Origin of the sequence: Selenomonas timonae (genome assembly GCF_014250475.1) — a bacterium.
In the GTDB taxonomy this organism is placed as follows: domain Bacteria; phylum Bacillota; class Negativicutes; order Selenomonadales; family Selenomonadaceae; genus Centipeda; species Centipeda timonae.
Genome location: NZ_CP060204.1, coordinates 59,353 through 77,482 on the forward strand (window position 1 = coordinate 59,353; position 18,130 = coordinate 77,482).

General features: G+C 57.3%; 14 protein-coding genes and 1 pseudogene. 6 read left to right on the forward strand and 9 right to left on the reverse strand.

Annotation, left to right across the window (positions count from 1 at the left end):
- Window positions 1-10 precede the first annotated feature (10 nt).
- The 7 genes and pseudogenes from H1B31_RS00250 to H1B31_RS00280 all read right to left on the reverse strand — a co-directional run bounded on the left by H1B31_RS00250 (window position 11) and on the right by H1B31_RS00280 (window position 8,178).
- Window positions 11-3,124, reverse strand: coding sequence for a beta-galactosidase, LacZ type (locus H1B31_RS00250; protein WP_185980428.1), 3,114 nt, complete (start codon window positions 3,122-3,124; stop codon window positions 11-13).
- 67 nt (window positions 3,125-3,191) lie between these two features.
- Window positions 3,192-4,613, reverse strand: coding sequence for a glycoside-pentoside-hexuronide (GPH):cation symporter (locus H1B31_RS00255; protein WP_006305824.1), 1,422 nt, complete (start codon window positions 4,611-4,613; stop codon window positions 3,192-3,194).
- Between the two features lie 12 nt (window positions 4,614-4,625).
- Window positions 4,626-5,231 carry a cytidylate kinase-like family protein gene (locus tag H1B31_RS00260; RefSeq protein WP_185980429.1) on the reverse strand — a complete coding sequence of 202 codons (606 nt, stop codon included), beginning with the start codon at window positions 5,229-5,231 and terminating at the stop codon, window positions 4,626-4,628.
- A gap of 273 nt (window positions 5,232-5,504) precedes the next feature.
- Window positions 5,505-6,212, reverse strand: a complete 708-nt coding sequence (gene deoD / locus H1B31_RS00265; RefSeq protein ID WP_185980430.1) for a purine-nucleoside phosphorylase — start codon at window positions 6,210-6,212, stop codon at window positions 5,505-5,507.
- 48 nt (window positions 6,213-6,260) lie between these two features.
- Window positions 6,261-6,602, reverse strand: a complete 342-nt coding sequence (locus H1B31_RS00270) for a type II toxin-antitoxin system RelE/ParE family toxin (RefSeq protein ID WP_185980431.1) — start codon at window positions 6,600-6,602, stop codon at window positions 6,261-6,263.
- Entirely contained in the window at window positions 6,599-6,907 is a 309-nt protein-coding gene (locus H1B31_RS00275; protein WP_009440377.1) for a type II toxin-antitoxin system RelB/DinJ family antitoxin, read from the reverse strand. The genes H1B31_RS00270 and H1B31_RS00275 overlap by 4 nt, the downstream gene beginning before the upstream one ends.
- Before the next feature lie 150 nt (window positions 6,908-7,057).
- Window positions 7,058-8,178, reverse strand: a pseudogene (locus H1B31_RS00280) (DASS family sodium-coupled anion symporter).
- A gap of 77 nt (window positions 8,179-8,255) precedes the next feature.
- Here H1B31_RS00280 and H1B31_RS00285 point away from each other — a divergent pair.
- Both H1B31_RS00285 and H1B31_RS00290 read left to right on the forward strand, forming a co-directional pair.
- Window positions 8,256-9,137, forward strand: a complete 882-nt coding sequence (locus H1B31_RS00285) for a LysR family transcriptional regulator (protein WP_009655675.1) — start codon at window positions 8,256-8,258, stop codon at window positions 9,135-9,137.
- The gene (locus H1B31_RS00290; RefSeq protein ID WP_185980432.1) at window positions 9,134-9,973 is read left to right on the forward strand and encodes a hypothetical protein; all 840 of its coding nucleotides are present in this window, start codon (window positions 9,134-9,136) and stop codon (window positions 9,971-9,973) included. Before H1B31_RS00285 ends, H1B31_RS00290 begins: the two co-directional genes overlap by 4 nt.
- A 52-nt stretch (window positions 9,974-10,025) precedes the next feature.
- Here the strand turns inward: H1B31_RS00290 and htpX are convergent, their stop codons facing one another.
- A complete protein-coding gene (htpX, locus tag H1B31_RS00295) occupies window positions 10,026-10,895 on the reverse strand; it encodes a zinc metalloprotease HtpX (RefSeq protein WP_185980433.1) in 870 nt (289 codons plus the stop codon).
- A 144-nt stretch (window positions 10,896-11,039) separates the two neighbouring features.
- Window positions 11,040-12,635: a phosphoglycerate dehydrogenase gene (gene serA, locus H1B31_RS00300; RefSeq protein WP_185980434.1), complete on the reverse strand. Its 1,596-nt coding sequence runs from the start codon at window positions 12,633-12,635 to the stop codon at window positions 11,040-11,042.
- A gap of 244 nt (window positions 12,636-12,879) precedes the next feature.
- On the opposite strand from serA, the gene H1B31_RS00305 reads away from it, so the two are divergent.
- The 4 genes from H1B31_RS00305 to H1B31_RS00320 all read left to right on the forward strand — a co-directional run bounded on the left by H1B31_RS00305 (window position 12,880) and on the right by H1B31_RS00320 (window position 18,081).
- Window positions 12,880-13,812, forward strand: a complete 933-nt coding sequence (locus H1B31_RS00305) for an ABC transporter permease (protein ID WP_185980435.1) — start codon at window positions 12,880-12,882, stop codon at window positions 13,810-13,812.
- Window positions 13,813-14,646 (forward strand): ABC transporter permease, encoded by an 834-nt coding sequence (locus H1B31_RS00310; protein WP_185980436.1) that lies wholly within the window; start codon window positions 13,813-13,815, stop codon window positions 14,644-14,646.
- A gap of 230 nt (window positions 14,647-14,876) precedes the next feature.
- The gene (locus tag H1B31_RS00315) at window positions 14,877-16,400 is read left to right on the forward strand and encodes an ABC transporter substrate-binding protein (RefSeq protein ID WP_185980437.1); all 1,524 of its coding nucleotides are present in this window, start codon (window positions 14,877-14,879) and stop codon (window positions 16,398-16,400) included.
- A gap of 31 nt (window positions 16,401-16,431) precedes the next feature.
- Complete coding sequence (locus tag H1B31_RS00320; protein WP_185980438.1) at window positions 16,432-18,081, forward strand: dipeptide ABC transporter ATP-binding protein; 1,650 nt, start codon at window positions 16,432-16,434, stop codon at window positions 18,079-18,081.
- Window positions 18,082-18,130: the final 49 nt, after the last annotated feature.

An 18,130-nucleotide genomic window follows, 5' to 3' on the forward strand; every position in this document is an offset into this window, starting at 1 on the left:
TTGTTTTTCCTCAAATCCCCTTCAGCGTAAACGCCAAATGCCGCGTTTCGTTTTTCTGCACATACTCTGCAAGCACGGGTGCGCCCCAACTATCGTCTCCGCCCACGCCGCACATCCCTGCCGACGCACGTAGATACGTGTGCTGCGGACGCGGCAGATCGTATGCATGACGCGCATTCTCAAGTTCATGTGGGCTATACGGAAGTGCCGATGCCTCGAACGGCACATCGCCCGCAAGGCGAATCCCATGCCCGCTGCGATCCGTGACCTCGATCCAACGCACACCACGATGATTGCCCGTCTCCTGCGGACGCAGATACGGCTCAACCTCGTCTGCCGCCGTACTCTCATAGATACCGAGCCGCGCACCCTCGCAGCGGTCAATGTAGTTCTCCTTTGGCCCGTACCCATAGAAGCGAATGCGGTCATAGTCCGCAGAGAGCGTAAAGAGCATCGCAAAGTCCGGCATCTCGGGCAGCCCCGCTGCAGCCTCATAGTCGAGTGCAACGCGGAGCGCCCCCGTCACATCCACCGTATAGGTGACGCTGCAGGTTGCTGCAGGAGACGCTGTGAGTGCATAGGTAAAGCGCACAGTGACGCTCTTGGCGCGGCGTTCCTCCTGTCTGCCGAAGAATCCGTCCACCACCGTAGACGCTGCGCCGTCCACGCTGTACTCAATCCGCGTGCAGCGGCGATAGAGACTCGCAAGCTTCCACTGCGCACAATCCGCCATGCGTCCGCTGCCGTAGTCGTTGTCAACAGGCGCACGCCAGAACGACGGCTGCGGCAGTTCCTCGATCAGCTCCCGCCCGCCATAACGATAGGAAACGAGATTGCCCTGTGCACTTGAGAACATAAGGGAGAAACCCGCCCCCTGCACACCGAGATTGATGTCCCCCTGCACCACACGCAGACTTCCATTCTCCGCGAGCGGTGCATAAACGGGTGCGGAAGGACACGCCGCAACGACATCGCGGATCTGCAGTGCGTCACCCGTCCATGCCGGCAGAATCGTCTGCCCAAACGCAACCTCATGCCCCACGTTTGCCCAACGCTCCTCCCGTGCAAGCACGAGAGACGCTGTCAGGACGTGTTCCCCGCTGCCGAATGCGGGTACGGCGCAGGGCACACAGCGCGTTTCTCCCGGCGGTACGGAGGGTGCCGGCATACGCCGCTGCCAGACCGTCTGTCCGTCCACGGCAAGAACAAGCTGCAGCACATAGCAGTCCGCATTTGTAAAGAGGCTCTTGTTCTCGATCTCCACACCATTCCACGAAGGGCGCAGCGTGAAATTCTGATAGTTGAACTTCACATCCTGCAACTTCGCCGTCCCTCGACGGTCGGCAAAGAAAGTGCCGTTGCCGCTGAAGTTGTAGTCCGACGGACGGTCGCCGAAGTCGCCGCCATAGAGAAATACATCCTCACCGTACCGCCCGCGCCGACGAATTGCCTGATCGCCGAAATCCCAGATAAAGCCGCCCTGATAGAGTGGCTCGCGCTCCGTCAGCTCCGTGTACTTGTGCATACCGCCGCAGCTGTTGCCCATCGCGTGCGTATACTCACAGCAGATAAAGGGCTTGTCCCTGTGCTCCTTGAGGAACGCCTCGATGTCCGCCACCTTCGTATACATCTGGCTTTCCATATCGCTCGTTGCGGGATAGCTGCGATCCCAGAAAATCCCCTCGTAGTGCACGAGACGCGTCGGATCGACGCGGCGGAAGTATTCGCTCATCTCGTAGATGTCACGCCCGCCGCAGGACTCGTTTCCGCACGACCAGATGAGGATGCACGGATGGTTCTTGTCCCGCTCGTACATCGACTGTGCGCGGTCAAGCACGGCGGGCAGCCAAGCCTCGTGATCGCCTGGCACGGTATGCTCGTCCTTCGCACACGCGCCATTCTTCATCCACGAGCCGTGCGTCTCAAGATTCGTCTCATCGATGACATAGAGTCCGTAAATATCGCACAGCTCATAGAGACGGCTGCTGTTCGGATAATGTGACGTGCGGATCGCGTTGACATTCGCGCGTTTGAGTGCAATGAGATCCTGCTCAAAGAGCGCGGGGTCCATCGCACGCCCGTGGTCGCAGTCGAACTCGTGGCGGTTGACTCCCTTGAACACAATGCGCTTGCCATTGATCTGCATCAGACCGTCCCTCATGCAGAACTCACGGAAGCCGACACGCACGCGCACGACCTCCTGTAGGAGACCGTCCGCATCATAGACACAGAGAACGGCATGGTAGAGATACGGCTCCTCCGCACTCCACAGATGAACCCCCGTGATGTCCGCCGAAAACTCGTATGCCTCCCCCTCGATATGCTCATTGACTTGCAGCACCTCGGTGCCGTCCGCATCATAGAGATCGAGCAGAACGCCCTTGTCCCCCGCATCGCCGAACGAGAGACGAATGGAGAGCTGACCGTCCGCATAGTTATGAACAGGGATTGCACGGACTTCGATGTCCTCGATGTGCACGGCGGGCTTGGTATAGAGAAGGACATCCCGATAGATTCCCGAGAAGCGCCAGAAGTCCTGATCCTCAAGCCAGCTCGCACTCGTATAGCGGAATACCATCGCCGCCAGCTTGTTCTCGCCCGCCACAAGATACGGTGTCAGATCGAAGTCCGCAGGGGTGCAGCTGTCCTCACTGTAGCCGACGAAATGCCCGTTGAGGAAGAGCGCGAGTGCCGCGTCCACGCCGGCAAAGGAAATGAAAACATTTTCCCAGTCCTTCGGCACGTTGAAATACTTTACATAGCAGCCGACGGGGTTGCTGCGCGTCGGAATCTCCCCCGGCGCGATGCTCTCGTGTCCGTCCCATGGATACGTCGTGTTCGTGTAATGCGGTACACCATGCCCCTCCATCTGGATGTGCGCCGGCACACGGATCGTCTCCCAATCGTGACAATCATAATCCGCCGCCTCGAAGCCCTGCGGGATGAGTGTCGTATTCCGCGCATAAGCAAAATGCCAAATGCCGCCGAGCGTGCGGTAGAACGAGGATACGCCGCGTGCCAGTTCCGCCTCATCACGATAGAAGATATGGTCGCTGTGCGCAGGCAGGCGGTTCTCCGCAAAATACTGCGGGTCTTTCAGTTTCTCAAAATCGAAGCCGCTCATATCAAGACCTCCATTTCTGCAAAGAAAGCGGCCGACACCGACCGCTTCCACAAATGCTGCCACAGGATTACTTATTCATTTCATCCCATTTTTCTTCCAGTTCCTCCACAATGCGTGCATGCTCCGCCTCCGTAAGCGTCACCTTCGCACGATAGAGAATCGTCCCAAGCAGGATGAACACAAACGGCAGTGCAAACATGACGAGCTTGAAGTTGAAGAGGTTCTCCGGCGTGATCGTCGCCGCCGTCGCGCCGCTCGTCATGCCGACCCAGATCGCAGTCAGACCGATCAGCCCGCTTGTAATCGCACCCGCGAGCTTATCCACCAGAGGACGCACGCAGAGGACAAGAGCCTCATCACGATGCCCGAGCTTCAGCTGCCCGTACTCGACTGTATCCGTGATCGTCATGAGCACAACGAGAAAGATCAGCGGCTGCGGCAGAGCAAAGAGACCTGCGGCAAAGAGGGTCATAAGGACGCTCGTGCCCGCCATCGCGTAGAGCACGATGCCAACGAGCATCACGGCAACCGAGCCGAAGAAGAGCCTCCGACGGCTGAACTTCTCCGTCAGCGTCGGGAAGAGAGCCACGGCGAGCAAGCCGATGATAACGTTGATAACGCCGAGGAACGAGAACTGTTTTGCGTCGCCGAGCACATAGATAAAGTAATAGAGGTTGAAATTATTGATGACATTCTGCCCAAGAACAAAAACAAGATACGCAATCGCCACCCAGAGCAGCTGATCATTCTTGATGAGGATCGAGAACACGTCCTTGAACGAGGTCTCCGTCTTGTTCTCGCGCAGCGCGGAATCCTCCTCCTTTGTCCCAAGGCCGAGGATAATCGCGCCGAGGGTTGCGATGCCGCCGCCGATGACCGCAAACGCAAACCAGCCCGCAGAGTCACCCGCACCGCCGTTCTCGTTCAGCGAGAAGTAGAGCACGACGGGCATGACGATCGCCGTGACCAGCTGACCGCCGAACACCGAACCAATACGTGCATAGGTCGCCGTCACCTCACGCTCGCGCGAGTCGAACGAGAGCGCAGGGATCATCGACCAGATGGCAACGTCCTTTGCCGAGTAGAACACATCCATGATGAGGTAGAGGACTGCAAAGAGGACGAGGTAGAGCATCGGATTCGACACCGTCAGCCCGCCCATATCCGTAAATAGGATCGCCAGCGTGATCGCCGCAACGAACGCGCCCACAATGACCCACGGCTTGAACTTGCCCCAGCGTGTCTTGGTCTTGTCGATCGTATTGCCGATGAACGGGTCGAGGAACAGCTCGCCCACGCGCAGGACAAGGATGATCGTCGTCACAATGCCGATCATATAGGCATCGTGCTCATGGTTGTCGGAGTGGAACAGATTGCTCGTGACAAAGATCATAAAGTACGTACCGAGCATAGCATAGAACACATCATGTCCGAAGGTGCCGCAGGAATAAGCGATGCGCGGCCAGAACTTGCTCTTTTTGTCCGACATGGGAAGCCCTCCTCAGCCTTTGACCGTGCGGATGTAGGCAATGATGCCATCCGCAATCTGCGCGAGCGGCGCACGTCCCGCATTCACAACGAGGTCATAGTGTGCGCCGTCGCCCCACTTGCGCCCCGTATAGTAGTCATAGTAGCGCGCGCGTTTCTCGTCCTCGCGATCCATCTCCTTGAGCGTCTTGCCCTCGTAGACCGTACGTCCGCGCTCCTCACGGTAGTCGTCGTCCGCACAGACGAAGATGGAAAACACATCGTCGCGCTTCCGGAGCGCATAGTCCGCGCAGCGTCCGAGGAAGATGCACGGACCGTCATCAGCAAGTTTCCGCACAACGTTTGACTCCGCCATGAACATCCCCTGACTGGACTCGCCCATCGCCATGCCGAACGAGTGGAACGGAATGAAGCGCGATGCAAGCGGCTTCACCGTGTTCTCAAGCTCGAGCAGTTCCTTCTCATGCAGATCGTTGATGCCGAGCTTTGCCGCCGCGAGGTGGACGATCTGGCGATCGTAGAGATGAACGCCCAGCTTCTCGGCGAGAATGTTCGCAAGTTCCCGTCCGCCGCAGCCGTACCGACGGCTGATTGTGAGGATGAATTTCTTCTCCTCCATGTGACTCCCTCCTTCATCATGGGAAACGGATGAGTGTTTCCCATAAACAACTCTTGAAAATGATAAAATGGAAAAGGTTTTTGGAAAAGTAAACGTTTTCTTTCTTACGGTTTTTATTATACGCCATCATTTTCCAAAAAGCAAACGTTTTCTTTTAAACTTTTGATGATAATTACGTGAGTACCATTCAAAATCATCCATATAAAAAGATTGCTGCATGCGTCCCTTACGAGATCCATGCAGCAATCTTTGATATCTGTGTATGGTATGCGCTCAGCCGACCGCCGTCTCGAGTGCGATGCGAATCATGTCGTTGAATGTGGTCTGACGTTCCTCCGCCGTGCATTCCTCGCCCGTGAGGAGGTGATTGCTGACCGTGAAGAGCGCGAGTGCCTGCCGTCCATACTTCGCCGCGAGTGTATAGAGTGCCGCCGCCTCCATCTCGACCGCGAGCACGCCGTACTGACGCAGCTTCGCATTGTCAATCTCCTCATCGTAGAAACGGTCGACGGAGATGACATTGCCAACACGCACGGGGAGGTTCAGCTTCTTTGCATTCTCCACAGCGGCGGAGAGCAACTCGTAGTCCGCAAGCGGCGCATAGTTGATCGCACCGCCGAATATATTGCGGAGCATGGACGAGTCCGTCGTCGCTCCCTGCGCGATGAACACGTCACGCACCTTCACCTTCTCGTGCATGGCGCCGCAGGTGCCGACGCGGATGAGCTTCTGCACGCCGTAGTAGTCCATCAGCTCATTCACATAGATGGAGATCGACGGCATACCCATGCCCGTGCCCTGCACGGAGATCGGAACGCCCTTGTACGTGCCTGTATAGCCGAGGATGTTGCGGATGGATGTGTACTCCTTCGCCCCCTCCAGGAAATTCTCCGCGATGAATTTCGCGCGCAGCGGGTCCCCCGGCAGCAGGATGCGCTCCGCGATCTCGCCCTTTTCGGCGGCAATGTGCAGTGAACTCATGTTGTTTCCTCCTATTGAAATAGATTTGTCGTCCTTATTGTAACGCGGTCATACCATATCATTATTTTCCGTATATCTCGCGAGCTGCGCTGCGGTATCCCGCCCTCCGTATAAAATGCGGATGACGGTCACAATGCAGCTCTCGTGCTTCGGTATGTAGAAAACGAGATAATGGTCGACAGGCATAATGCGAAGACCGCACGTGCGCCACGGCTCACCTTCATAGAGCCGATACCGTTCAGGCATTTCTTCAAGTGCATAGATGTGCTCCTCCAAATGTCGAAAGAGTGCCTCTGCACTACCTATGGCTCGGAGTTCAAATGCGATATACTCATAAATCTCACGCATATCCTCCTTTGCTTGCGCAGAGAGTTCAACGCGATACATCATAGCCCGTACTCCCGCCGCAGTTCAGCAAAGACCTCGCGCGCGGGTCGCGTCCGTCCTGCCTCAATATCGGCATAGCCCTTTTCAAGCTCTCTATTAAGCTCCTCTTCCGACAGCCTGCTCACATCAAGAGAGTGTCTGCGCGGTATTTTCACATCGAACGGAAGCCCCTGCTGCAGGATCACCTGACGATAGAACATATTGATTGCATTGGATGCCGGAATGCCGAGCGCCGCAAGTATCTCCTCTGCCCGTTCCTTAACGTCCGGCTCGACTCTCGCATATAGATTGGCGGATTTTGCTGCCATAATAACGCCCCTCCTTCTTCCTTGCGTAAATCATTCTACTGATATTATATCTGTATGTGCGGACAAGTGCAATACATATTACACTTCCTAAAAAAACAGTCCCGCGCATATAAAACACGCAGAACTGTCCTTGTATTTAGTTCACATAGCCTACCAAAGTCCGATGACCTTCCACCACGCGCCGCCGAGGATGAGCCAGATGGAGACGTTGACGGTGGTGATGATGAAGCCGAGCCGCCACCAATCATTCTGCGATACATAGCCCGCACCGTAGAGGATGGGAGCTGCTCCGCCGCCGTAATGCGTGAGCGGTATCATAATGTTCGACATCGCGGCGAATGCAATGGCAGCGAGCATCGGCGGCGTGCCGACGGCGATGGCAACCGTCAAGAAGGCGGCATACATCGCCCCGATATGCACCGAGACGCTTGCAAATCCATAGTGCGAGTATACGTAGATCAGGATGAGCAGGACGAATGCGAGCGTCCAGCTGATGCCCGCCGATTCGATCATGCTGCCCGCACCCTCCGCAACATATTTGATAAAGCCGCTCTTAGAGAGCGCCGAGGCAAGTGCAATGAGCGAGCCCATCCAGAACATTGTATTCCATGCGCCTTTTTCGTTCAACACATCGTCCCACGTCAGAACATCCGTGAGGAGCATGACGACAACGGCGAGCATGCCGACGGTCGTTGCGCCGATGTGGTGGATCTCGGAGGTCGCCCAGAGGACGAGCGCCCCACAGAATACAACAGCAACGATCTTCTCCACGCCGGACATGACACCCATTTTCGCGAGCTCGTCCGTCGCCATCTGCTTTGCAAGCGGCATCTCCTCAATCTCAGGTGGAAAGAGCTTGTAGAGCAGATAGGGCATGACGATGAGCGAGATCATCCCCGGCACGATGGCGGCAAGCGCCCAGCCGCTCCATGTGATCTGTGTCTCCGTCGCCTTTGCTGCCAGCTCCACGGACAGCGGGTTTCCCGCCATCGCCGTCATGAACATGGCGCAGGTGATGGCATTCGCCTGATACTCGATCTGCATGATGTACGCACCGAAATGGAAATCGTCCCCGTGAGCGCCGCGACCGTTACGCCGATGAATCCCATCGCGCCGATTGCAATGGGCTGAAAGATAAATCCCAAAATGGTCGCCGCAAAGATGGCAAAGATATGCCATGCCGCCGGCGTCAGTCCCTCCGGAATCGGCAGGAACCAGAGGACGAGCGCAACAGCCAGAACGGCAAGGAGTTTCCTGCGCCGCATATCCATTTTATTCACCTCACAAGCAATTCCTTTGAAAAGAACCCGGCTGTGATCCCGCCGGGTTCCCCATCAACACAAATGAAATGGAATTACGGCAGCTCGAATACTTCCTCATGGTGAGCGACCTCGCGAGCTTTACGCGCGCAGCGGAGCGTCTGTACGTCTCACAGCCCGCCGTTACGAACGCGGTACGCAGCCTCGAGGAAGAACTTGGCATACAGCTGCTCGACCGCAGTCAGCGCAAGGTGACGCTCACGGCAGAGGGAAAGATATTCCATCGGCACATTCAGAACATCATGCAGGGCATATCGACAACGCTAAATGAGATCAACGACCTCAAATCCCACAACCGAGGTCATCTCGTGATCGGCGTGACGCCGCTCGCGGGAATCGCATCCACGAGCCGTCTGCTCGCAGAGTTCCGCGCCGCCTACCCCAATATCAACATCTGCTTTGCGGAACACGATGTTGGACAGCTGCTCGAACTGCTGCACGCAGACAAGCTCGACTTTGCCTTTGTGTTTGATCTGACGGAGCAGGAGCGCACGCGTCTAAACGAGCTCCCGCTGCCGCGCGAGGAGCTCATGGTGTGCTGCGCCCGCAGACACGCGCTGAGCCGCAGGAACTCCATCACACTCGCGGAGTTGACAGAGGAGTCCTTCATCCTCATGGAGTCGACCTGTCTTTTTCGCCAAATACTCGTAAAGCATTTCGAGGAAGCAGACAGTATGCCGCCCGTCTGCATGGAAATTGCACAGGTGCAGCTGCTCAAGTCGCTCGTTGCCGAGAATGCGGGCATCTCCATCCTGCCCGAGAGCCTCATCGAGCACGACGGAAATCTCAGCGCCGTCCCACTCACACCGTCGATCTACCTGCATCCGAGTGTCGTATACAAGACAGACAAGCTGCTCTCCCATGCGGCACAGGCATTTGAAGAAATGGCACGGAAAGGAGCGCAATCATGAATGTGAAAATCGCAGCCGTCGGCAGCAGCTCCCTCATCGCAGAGGAAATCCGTGATATTGCGCGTGCCCTGCTGAGCGAACGTCTCCCCGTCATCCTCCGCCGCACGGAGGAGATCACAGATGATCGGAGCGCCGATCTCTATCTGTGCGCACGCACCCAGTACGATCATCTCTCCCGCATCATTCCGAAGGAGCGGCTCTTCCTCATGGAACTGCAGCCGGATTCGACCTTCTTCTTTGCCATATCGCGCATTCCTGCGGAGAGTGATGTCTATATCTTCAACAATCACATCGCCTATCCGAAGGAACTCGCGGCATACTGCCGCACGCTCGGCATGGATCAGGTGAACTACATCCCGCTCGCATTCGAGGAGCTCCCAAAAGAGGAGCTGCTGCGCATCCTATCCAACGCCCCCTATATCATCGGCGTGGATCGCTTCGTGAGCTTGCTGAAACAGCCCCCCTATGCTGGCGTCCTGCGCCCCGATGTCCAGATCATCGCAGGAAAGCGCACGGCATCCCTCCGCTCCGCCTTTGCCGTGCTACGCAGCCTCGCGGGCATCCTGCTGGACGATCTGCGCGCACGTTGGCACTCTGAAGCGCATTCTCCTGTACAGCTGCGGGAGATCGCCGCCGATGTGGACAGCGCCATCGACATCCTGCAAGCGGGTACGATCCGCACAGTCGTCAGTCAGGCGGCAATTGCAGAGCCGGACAGTATTCCTGCAGCGCACACGCATAGAGAGCTGCCGCCCGAAAGGCTGCAAGACTACATCTCGGAGCGGTTGGAACTGCTCCAATTTCTGCACGAGAAGATTGATGCTCTCAAGAAGTAGAAAATCCCCTTCGACGATTCATTGCCGTCGAAGGGGATTCCATTTTTGTTGGTTAACGAATATGCATGCGCTGTGCTTGCTCGCGCAGACGCGCAATGCGCTCCTGCGTATCGGGATGGGTCGAGAACAGGCTCTTGAACGAGATGTCACGCCCCGTCAGCGGGTTGATAATGCACATGTGCGCCGTGGCGGGGGTCGCTTCCGGCAGCTGTGCGCCGTGTACGGCATAGTACTCGATCTTCTCAAGTGCCGCCGCGAGGTAGTTTGGGTTGCCGCAGATTTCTGCGCCGCCCTCATCTGCGCTGTACTCGCGCGAGCGTGAGATCGCCATCTGGATGAGTGCTGCCGCAATCGGCGCGATGATTGCTGTCGCAATCATGCCGATGATGCCGCCGCGGTCATCGTCGCTCGAGCGACCGCCGCCGAAGATCGCCGCCCACTGAGCAATGCTAGCGGCATAGGAGATGACAGTCGCCATTGTCGCCGCAATGGTCGAGATGAGGATATCACGGTGCTTGACGTGCGCGAGCTCGTGTCCGAGCACGCCCGAGATCTCGTTGTAGTCAAGCGCACGCATGAGTCCCGTCGTGACGGCAACTGCTGCGTTCGAGGGATTGCGCCCCGTTGCAAATGCATTCGGCGCATCCTCGTTGATGATGTAGACGCGCGGCATGGGCAGCTCCGCACGCCCCGCAAGTTTCTCCACCAATCCGTAGAGTTCAGGTGCACTCGAGCGGTCAACCTCCTGCGCGTTATACATGCTGAGCACCATGCGGTCGGAGAACCAGTATGAGAAAAAGTTCATACCAAGTGCGATGATGAGCATGACGGTCATGCCTGTATGTCCGGCGAAGATACCGCCGAGGGCAACCATGAGTGCCATGAGGAGCGCCATGAGCATTGTGGTCTTGAGTGTATTCATAGGCTTCTGCCTCCCTTATCAATCAAGTCTTTGTCCTTTTGACTATATCATACAGATTGATTATGGAAAAAGGATGAAATTCTTACGTTGATTCCAATGTACATTCCTTAATCGTTCGCGTGGGGCTTGCACAGGAATTTCGTTTTATATCGTCTCAAAGTTGACAAATTTTGCATCGAAGATGCCATCGATCGCAAGCACACGCGCAAGCGTATCATCGGGGATGTCATGGTCGATCGTGAGTGCCATGATGCTCATGCCCTCACGCTTGGACTTGCCGACCTGCATCGACGAGATGTTGATGCCTGCCTCGCCCATGATGGAGCCGACCGTGCCGATGACACCGGGACGGTTGATATGCGGACAGATGAGGAGGCGTTCGTGCGGGTCGATGTCCACACGGAATCCGTTGATCCGTACGATGCGCCCCTCCGTGCCGAAGAGCGTGCCCTGCACCTCTGCCGTGCCCGCTTCTGCCGTCCCCGCCGCCGTCGTGACACGCACGGTGATGAGCGTCGAATAGTGCGACGTTTCCTTTTCCTTGATCTCCGTCACCTTGATGCCGCGCGACTTCGCAACACTCGGCGCGTTGACATAGTTGATCTCGCTCTCAAGGATCGGGTTGAGCATTCCCTTGAGGAGTGCCGTCGTAAGAAAACTCGTATTGACCTCTGTGATCTCGCCGTTGTAGACGACCTCCACATGGGAGATGGGCCCTTCGGCGAGCGAGCAAACGGTGCAGCCAAGCTGCTCCGCAAGCGTGATGTAGGGACGAATGACGCGCATGACTTCCTTCGAGACGGGTGCCATGTTGACCGCCGCCGTCACGGGTTCGCCGCGCAGAGCCGCACGAATACCCTCCGCCACATCGACGGACACACCGATCTGTGCCTCCACGGTAGATGCGCCGAGGTGCGGTGTGAGCACAATGCCCGGGACGCCGCGCAGCGGATGATCCTCTGCAAGCGGCTCGCTCTCGAACACGTCGATCGCCGCCCCCGTGACGATCCCATCCTTGACCGCCGCCGCCAAATCACTTTCGTTGATAATGCCGCCGCGCGCGCAGTTGACGAGGCGCACGCCCTTCTTCATCTTACGCAGCTCCGGCATCGAGATCATGCCGCGCGTCTCCTTCGTCAGTGGCATATGTACTGTGATAAAGTCTGCCGCCGCAAAGATGTCGTCGAGCGTCCCGACGGTCACGCCGAGTGCCTTTGCACGCTCCTCATTGATGTACGGGTCATACGCAATGATGTTCATATCGAAGGCGAGCGCACGCTTTGCGACACCGCTGCCGATACGCCCCATGCCGATCACGCCGAGCGTCTTGCCGCGCAGCTCCACGCCGACGAATGACTTGCGATCCCACGCCCCCGCGTGCATCGTCGCATCCGCCGCAGGAATCTTGCGTGCGAGCGAGAGCATCATCGCCATCGTGTGCTCCGTCGCGGCGATTGTATTGCCGCCCGGCGAGTTGATGACAATGATCCCGCGCTCCGTCGCCGCCTTTACATCGATGTTGTCCACGCCGACACCTGCACGTCCGATGATCTTGAGTTTATCCGCGCGCGCGAGCACATCCGCCGATACCTTCGACGCAGAGCGCACCATGAGCGCATCGTAGTCGCCGATGATCTCCACGAGCTCCTCGTGCGCAATCTTATCGCGTACGTCGACCTCATACTCCGCCAGCAGCCCGATCCCCTCGGGCGAAATCCCATCCGCAGCCAAAATCTTCATCCGTAAGCCCTCCCATGCGGCACAGCACCGCAGTCTATTTGCACCGTGTGAGCTTCATTATAGACAAAAGGGGCGACGTGTGTCAAATACTTGAAAAAACGCCGATAAATTCACGCATATTCATATCTTTACGCTTCGGTTGACAATCTTCTTCCATGGGCGATATACTAAGAACCATTGTCTAACAGATAAATGATAAAAAACAATCGTCCACCTCAAAAACCTACAATATAATGGAGTACCTATGACATACAAGACCATCCTCGGGCGATGTCTGCAATTCATCCCCGTCTTTTTCGGCGTCACCCTGCTTTCCTTTGGACTCATCTACATCGCCCCCGGCGATCCCGTCGGCATCCGTCTCTCGGCGGGCGGCATCGCCGCCGATCCGCAGCTCGTGGAGCGGATGCGTGCGGAGATGGGGCTCGATCAGCCATTTCTCGTGCAGTACGGACACTGGCTCATCCATTTCCTCCAGGGCGATATGGGCAAATCCTACATCACCGACCTGCCTGTCGCTGCAACGTTTTGGAAGGCACTCCCCTACACGCTCCGTATGGCGGGTACGGCGATGGGGCTCACACTCCTCATCTCCCTGCCGCTCGGCATCGCCATCGCCGCGTGCCGCAACAGCCGCATGGACTATGTCGTTCGCTTTCTCACATTCGTCCTGAATGCGACGCCCGGCTTTATCATCGGGATTGTCCTCATGTTTATCTTTTCCTATCGGCTCGGATGGATTCCCGTACTCGCAACGACGAAGCCGATCGGCATGATCCTGCCCGCGCTGACGCTTGGACTCGTCATGTCCTCACGCTACATCCGCCAGATTCGTGCAGCGGCACTCGACGAACTGGCAAAGGACTATGTGATCGGGCTGCGCGCACGCGGCATCACGGAGCGCGTGATCCTGTTCCGCAATGTCCTGAAGAACATCATGGTCATCGTCATCACACTCACGGGCATCTCCATCGGCTCGCTCCTCGGCGGCACGGTGATTATTGAGACCATCTTTAACTGGCCGGGCATCGGCAGCCTCATCATGGGGGCAATCGGGAATCGCGACTATCCCGTCATTCAGGCGGTGGTCGTCTGGATGGCACTCGCATTCTTCCTTGTAAATCTCATCGCCGACCTCTCCTATCGTTATTTCAATCCGAAAATCAAGGATCTCTAAATGATGAAGTTCTTTCTGCAAACGCCGCTCCTCTTTCGCACGTTCGCGTTTCTCGCGGCACTTATCCTGATCGTAAGCCTCTTCTCCGCGCAGCTTGCCCCCTATGACCCGTATGTGACCGATCCGCAGCTGATCCTAAAGGCACCGTCTGCAGAGCATCTCCTCGGCACGGACAACTACGGCAGGGACATCCTCTCGCGCATTCTCGCGGGTGGAAAAACGAGCATCTTTGCCGCGCTCTTCATCATTCTCGTCGCCGGCTCGCTCGGCAGTCTCATCGGACTGCTCGCGGGCTACTACCGGGGGCGGATGGATGCAATGCTGATGCGCGTAACCGACATCTTTCAGGCATTCCCCGACATCGTCCTTGCCATTGCGGTTGCGGGTGTGCTCGGCGGCGGACTTGTGAACGCTGTACTCGCACTCATCCTTACGACATGGACACAGTACGCGCGCATTGCGCGGAGCGCGGCGGTCGCGGCAAAGGAGGAGACATACATACAGGCGGCACGCCTCTCAGGATGCAGCGATACGCGAATCCTCTTCGGACACATCCTGCCGAACATCGCGGGGCCTCTCGTCGTCACCGCTGTGCTCCACGTCAGCACAATGATGATGGGGCTCGCGGGGCTGTCCTACCTCGGCATTGGCGTTCAGATTCCCGCTGCCGAGTGGGGGGCGATGATCAGCGAGGGGCAGAAATATCTCCAACAGGCACCGTGGGCGGCACTCGCACCGAGCGCGGTGATGGTCGCCGTCATGATGGTGTTCAATATGTTTGGCGATCAGCTGCGTGACCTGCTCGATCCCAAGATGCGGGAAAAACAAGTGTAAAGGCAGTTTTATGATGCAAGTCCTACGCAAACACCTCGTTACGCAAACGGTCGCGTGCTCGTCCGCCTAAATACCTGCGGACTTCTTAAACGCGCTTCGCTTGGACGAAAGAAATCCGCAGGGGGCGGGTCGCACGCTTTTCTCCGTTTGCTCCACTAGGATTCGCTTTAGGACATGGCATCATATTACCACATATTATCATCCCTTGTGCATTTCTAATAGGAGGAACCATGAACAAAACACTGAAACGTCTCTGCGCCGCGCTCCTGCTCGCCGTTCCGCTCACCATGAGCGGCTGCGGCGGCTCGGATCAGGCGGCAGACAGCAAGAAAATCGTGCGCGTCGGCGGCACAGTCGCCGTGACGAGCTCGATGGATCCCGCGAAGGAGTGGATGGGCTGGTATGCCGTACGCTACGGTGTCGGCGAAACACTCTTCCGTCTCGATGACAGTATGAAGCCGCAGCCGTGGCTCGCAGAGAAGGCGGAGAATGTCGAGCCGACCGTCTGGCGCATCACACTGAAGGACAATGTCACGTTCTCCAACGGGGAGAAGATGACGGCGGACAAGGTCATCGCCTCGCTCAAACGCACGGCGGAGACGAACGACCGCGCCGCATGGCTGAAGGATGCAGAGTACACGGCAGAGGGAAATGTCCTCACGATCCGTACGAAAGAGCCGTATGCGACCCTCGTCAACGATCTGTGCGACCCGTACGCTGTCATCGTCGATGTCGCAGGCACGAAGGACTTTGAGAATGCACCCATCTGCACGGGGCCGTTTGTCATGAGCAGCTTTGAAGCAGACAAGCACGCCGTCATGACGAAGAACCCGAAGTATTGGGGCGGTGACGTGAAAGTCGACGAGGTCGAGTATACGAAGATCGCAGACTTCAACACGCTCGCAATGGCACTGCAGGGCGATGAGATCGACGTAGCACTGGATCTCAGCCCCGAGACGGCAGAGACGATTGCGGCGAATGACAAGTTTACGGTTGTCAAGACACCGCAGACGCGTACCTATCAGCTCTACATGAATCTCGATAAGCTCACCGATCCTGCGGTTCGTCAGGCGATCATGTACGGTGTCGACAAAAAGACCATCGGCGACCAGTACCTCAAGGGCGCAATGACAGCGTCGAACAGTGCGTTCCTCGCCTCCACGCCCTATGGCGATCCCGCGCTCAAGGCACGCTCCTACGATCCCGAAAAGGCAAAGCAGGTGCTTGCGGCGGCAGGATATACGGACACGAACGGCGACGGCATTGTCGAGAAGAACGGACAGCCGCTGACCGTCGAGATGGGTGTCTACAAGCGTCTCTTCAACGAGAACATCACAACGGAGATGCAGGCACAGCTCAAGAAAATCGGCATCAATGTCAACATTGTTTCGCATGAGAAATCGAACTACTACAAGGCGGGCGAATACGAAATCGGTCTTTACTCCGTCATCACCATGCCAACGGGCGACCCGTATGCATTCCTGCGTGACGTGCTGAGCGCAAAGGGCGTTGCAAACTTTGGGCACTACACGAACCCCATCGTGGAGCAGCTGCTGGCCGACCTGCCGAATACATTTGACTCGACAAAGCGCATCGCGCTCGTCAACCACATTCAGCAGCAGGTGATCGACGATGCGGCAATGGACTTCATTGGGTTCAACAATATGCAGGTCGGCATCTCGAAGAAGGTCAGCGGATTCCTCTCCACGCCGAGCGACTACTATCATGTGACAAAGGATCTGGACAAGAAGTGAGCGCACACACAGCGCACAGCGGAGCAGCATCATGCAGGAACTCTTACGAATTGACCATTTGACTGCGGGGTACGGCGGCGATGCCGTGATCGAGGACATCAGCATCAGCCTTCACACGGGCGAGGTGCTTGGTATTGTCGGCGAGAGCGGCAGCGGCAAATCCACCCTGCTCAAGGCAATCGCGCAGATTCGCGGGCTCTCCACCGAGATTCACGCAGGTACAGTCTCCTTTGACACGAAGAACCTTGCCGTACTCTCCGAGGGAGAGCGGCGCAGACTGCGCGGCGAGGAGATCGCAATGGTGTTTCAGTATGCAGGTGCATCGCTGAATCCTACGCGGCAGATTGGCACACAGCTCGTTGAGACGATGCGTGCACACACCGATCTGTCGCGTGAGGAAATCTACGCACGCGCGGCAGAGGTATTCGGCGGCATGGGGTTTCCCGACGTGCGTCGTATCCTCGCAACGTATCCGTTCGAACTCTCGGGCGGCATGGCACAGCGTGCGGCCATCGCACTTGCCGTTATCCTGCGCCCGCAGCTCCTCCTCGCCGATGAGCCGACCTCGGCACTCGACGCGACAATCCAGCTGCAAGTCCTCGACGAGCTGCGTGCGCTCAAAGAGCGCACGGGCACGGCAATCCTCCTCATCACGCACAACATCGGCGTCGTGCGGCACATCGCTGACCGCGTCGCCGTCATGTGCAAAGGGAGGATCGTCGAGCAGGGCAGTGTCACGGAGGTGCTCGAAAATCCGCAGCATCCCTATACGCGGGAACTGCTTGCAGCCGTACCGAAGATGTCCGCTGCGACACATATGGACTGCGACCGCAGAGATCATACAGAGGAAAATGCCGTCCCGATAGCCTCCCCCGTCACGACGGGAGAGGAGGACCGCATAAGCAGTGGAAGGGGCGCCCATTTCCAAGACCTCCTGCGCTTTGATAACGTCTCCATGCACTTTGACGATGCGGCGGGACGCGTCCAGGCAATCGACGGCATCTCCTTCTCCCTTGCGCGGCGCGAACTCCTCGGCATTGTCGGCGAGAGCGGCAGCGGCAAATCTACCATTGCAAAACTGCTCACGGGACTGCATACACCGACGGGCGGGAAGATTCTCCTCGACGGCAAGGATATCACCCACGCAGTCGGAAAGGAGCGGCGCACGCTCTACACGCGCATCCAGATGGTGTTTCAGGACGCAGTGGGCTCGTTCAACCCGCGTCGCACTGTTGGTGCAATGATCGGCGAGACCATCTGCCGCCTCTGCACACCGGACGCACGCGCAACAGAAAAACGTGTCGCCGAGCTCCTTACGGAGGTAGGGCTTCCCACATCCTATGCCACGCGCTACCCGCACGAGATGAGCGGCGGCGAGTGCCAGCGGGCGGCAATTGCGCGGGCGATGGCAGTTCACCCCGAAATTCTCGTCTGCGACGAGGCGACCTCAGCACTCGACGTGTCCGTACAGGCAAAGATCATCTCCCTACTCCTGCATCTGCAGCGAGAGCATGGCATGAGTCTCCTCTTCATCTCACACGATCTGCCGCTCGTCAGCTCCATCGCCGACCGCGTTCTCATCATGCAGAATGGCCGCATCGTCGAACAGGGCGAGACCAGCCGCGTCCTCAGAGAACCAAGCGAGGACTATACGCGGAATCTCCTGCGGGCGGCATTATAGGAAGCACTGATAAATTCAGCTTTATCAGCGATTCCTTACCCCATTATAC

What these genes read in the sequence shown, in the direction of transcription:
- htpX (WP_185980433.1), bottom strand. Translation starts at nt 10,895, where the DNA reads ATGAATACACTCAAGACCACAATGCTCATGGCGCTCCTCATGGCACTC.
- serA (WP_185980434.1), bottom strand. Translation starts at nt 12,635, where the DNA reads ATGAAGATTTTGGCTGCGGATGGGATTTCGCCCGAGGGGATCGGGCTG.
- H1B31_RS00315 (WP_185980437.1), top strand. Translation starts at nt 14,877, where the DNA reads ATGAACAAAACACTGAAACGTCTCTGCGCCGCGCTCCTGCTCGCCGTT.
- H1B31_RS00260 (WP_185980429.1), bottom strand. Translation starts at nt 5,231, where the DNA reads ATGGAGGAGAAGAAATTCATCCTCACAATCAGCCGTCGGTACGGCTGC.
- deoD (WP_185980430.1), bottom strand. Translation starts at nt 6,212, where the DNA reads ATGAGTTCACTGCACATTGCCGCCGAAAAGGGCGAGATCGCGGAGCGC.
- H1B31_RS00320 (WP_185980438.1), top strand. Translation starts at nt 16,432, where the DNA reads ATGCAGGAACTCTTACGAATTGACCATTTGACTGCGGGGTACGGCGGC.
- H1B31_RS00285 (WP_009655675.1), top strand. Translation starts at nt 8,256, where the DNA reads ATGGAATTACGGCAGCTCGAATACTTCCTCATGGTGAGCGACCTCGCG.
- H1B31_RS00275 (WP_009440377.1), bottom strand. Translation starts at nt 6,907, where the DNA reads ATGGCAGCAAAATCCGCCAATCTATATGCGAGAGTCGAGCCGGACGTT.
- H1B31_RS00250 (WP_185980428.1), bottom strand. Translation starts at nt 3,124, where the DNA reads ATGAGCGGCTTCGATTTTGAGAAACTGAAAGACCCGCAGTATTTTGCG.
- H1B31_RS00305 (WP_185980435.1), top strand. Translation starts at nt 12,880, where the DNA reads ATGACATACAAGACCATCCTCGGGCGATGTCTGCAATTCATCCCCGTC.
- H1B31_RS00270 (WP_185980431.1), bottom strand. Translation starts at nt 6,602, where the DNA reads ATGATGTATCGCGTTGAACTCTCTGCGCAAGCAAAGGAGGATATGCGT.
- H1B31_RS00310 (WP_185980436.1), top strand. Translation starts at nt 13,813, where the DNA reads ATGATGAAGTTCTTTCTGCAAACGCCGCTCCTCTTTCGCACGTTCGCG.
- H1B31_RS00290 (WP_185980432.1), top strand. Translation starts at nt 9,134, where the DNA reads ATGAATGTGAAAATCGCAGCCGTCGGCAGCAGCTCCCTCATCGCAGAG.
- H1B31_RS00255 (WP_006305824.1), bottom strand. Translation starts at nt 4,613, where the DNA reads ATGTCGGACAAAAAGAGCAAGTTCTGGCCGCGCATCGCTTATTCCTGC.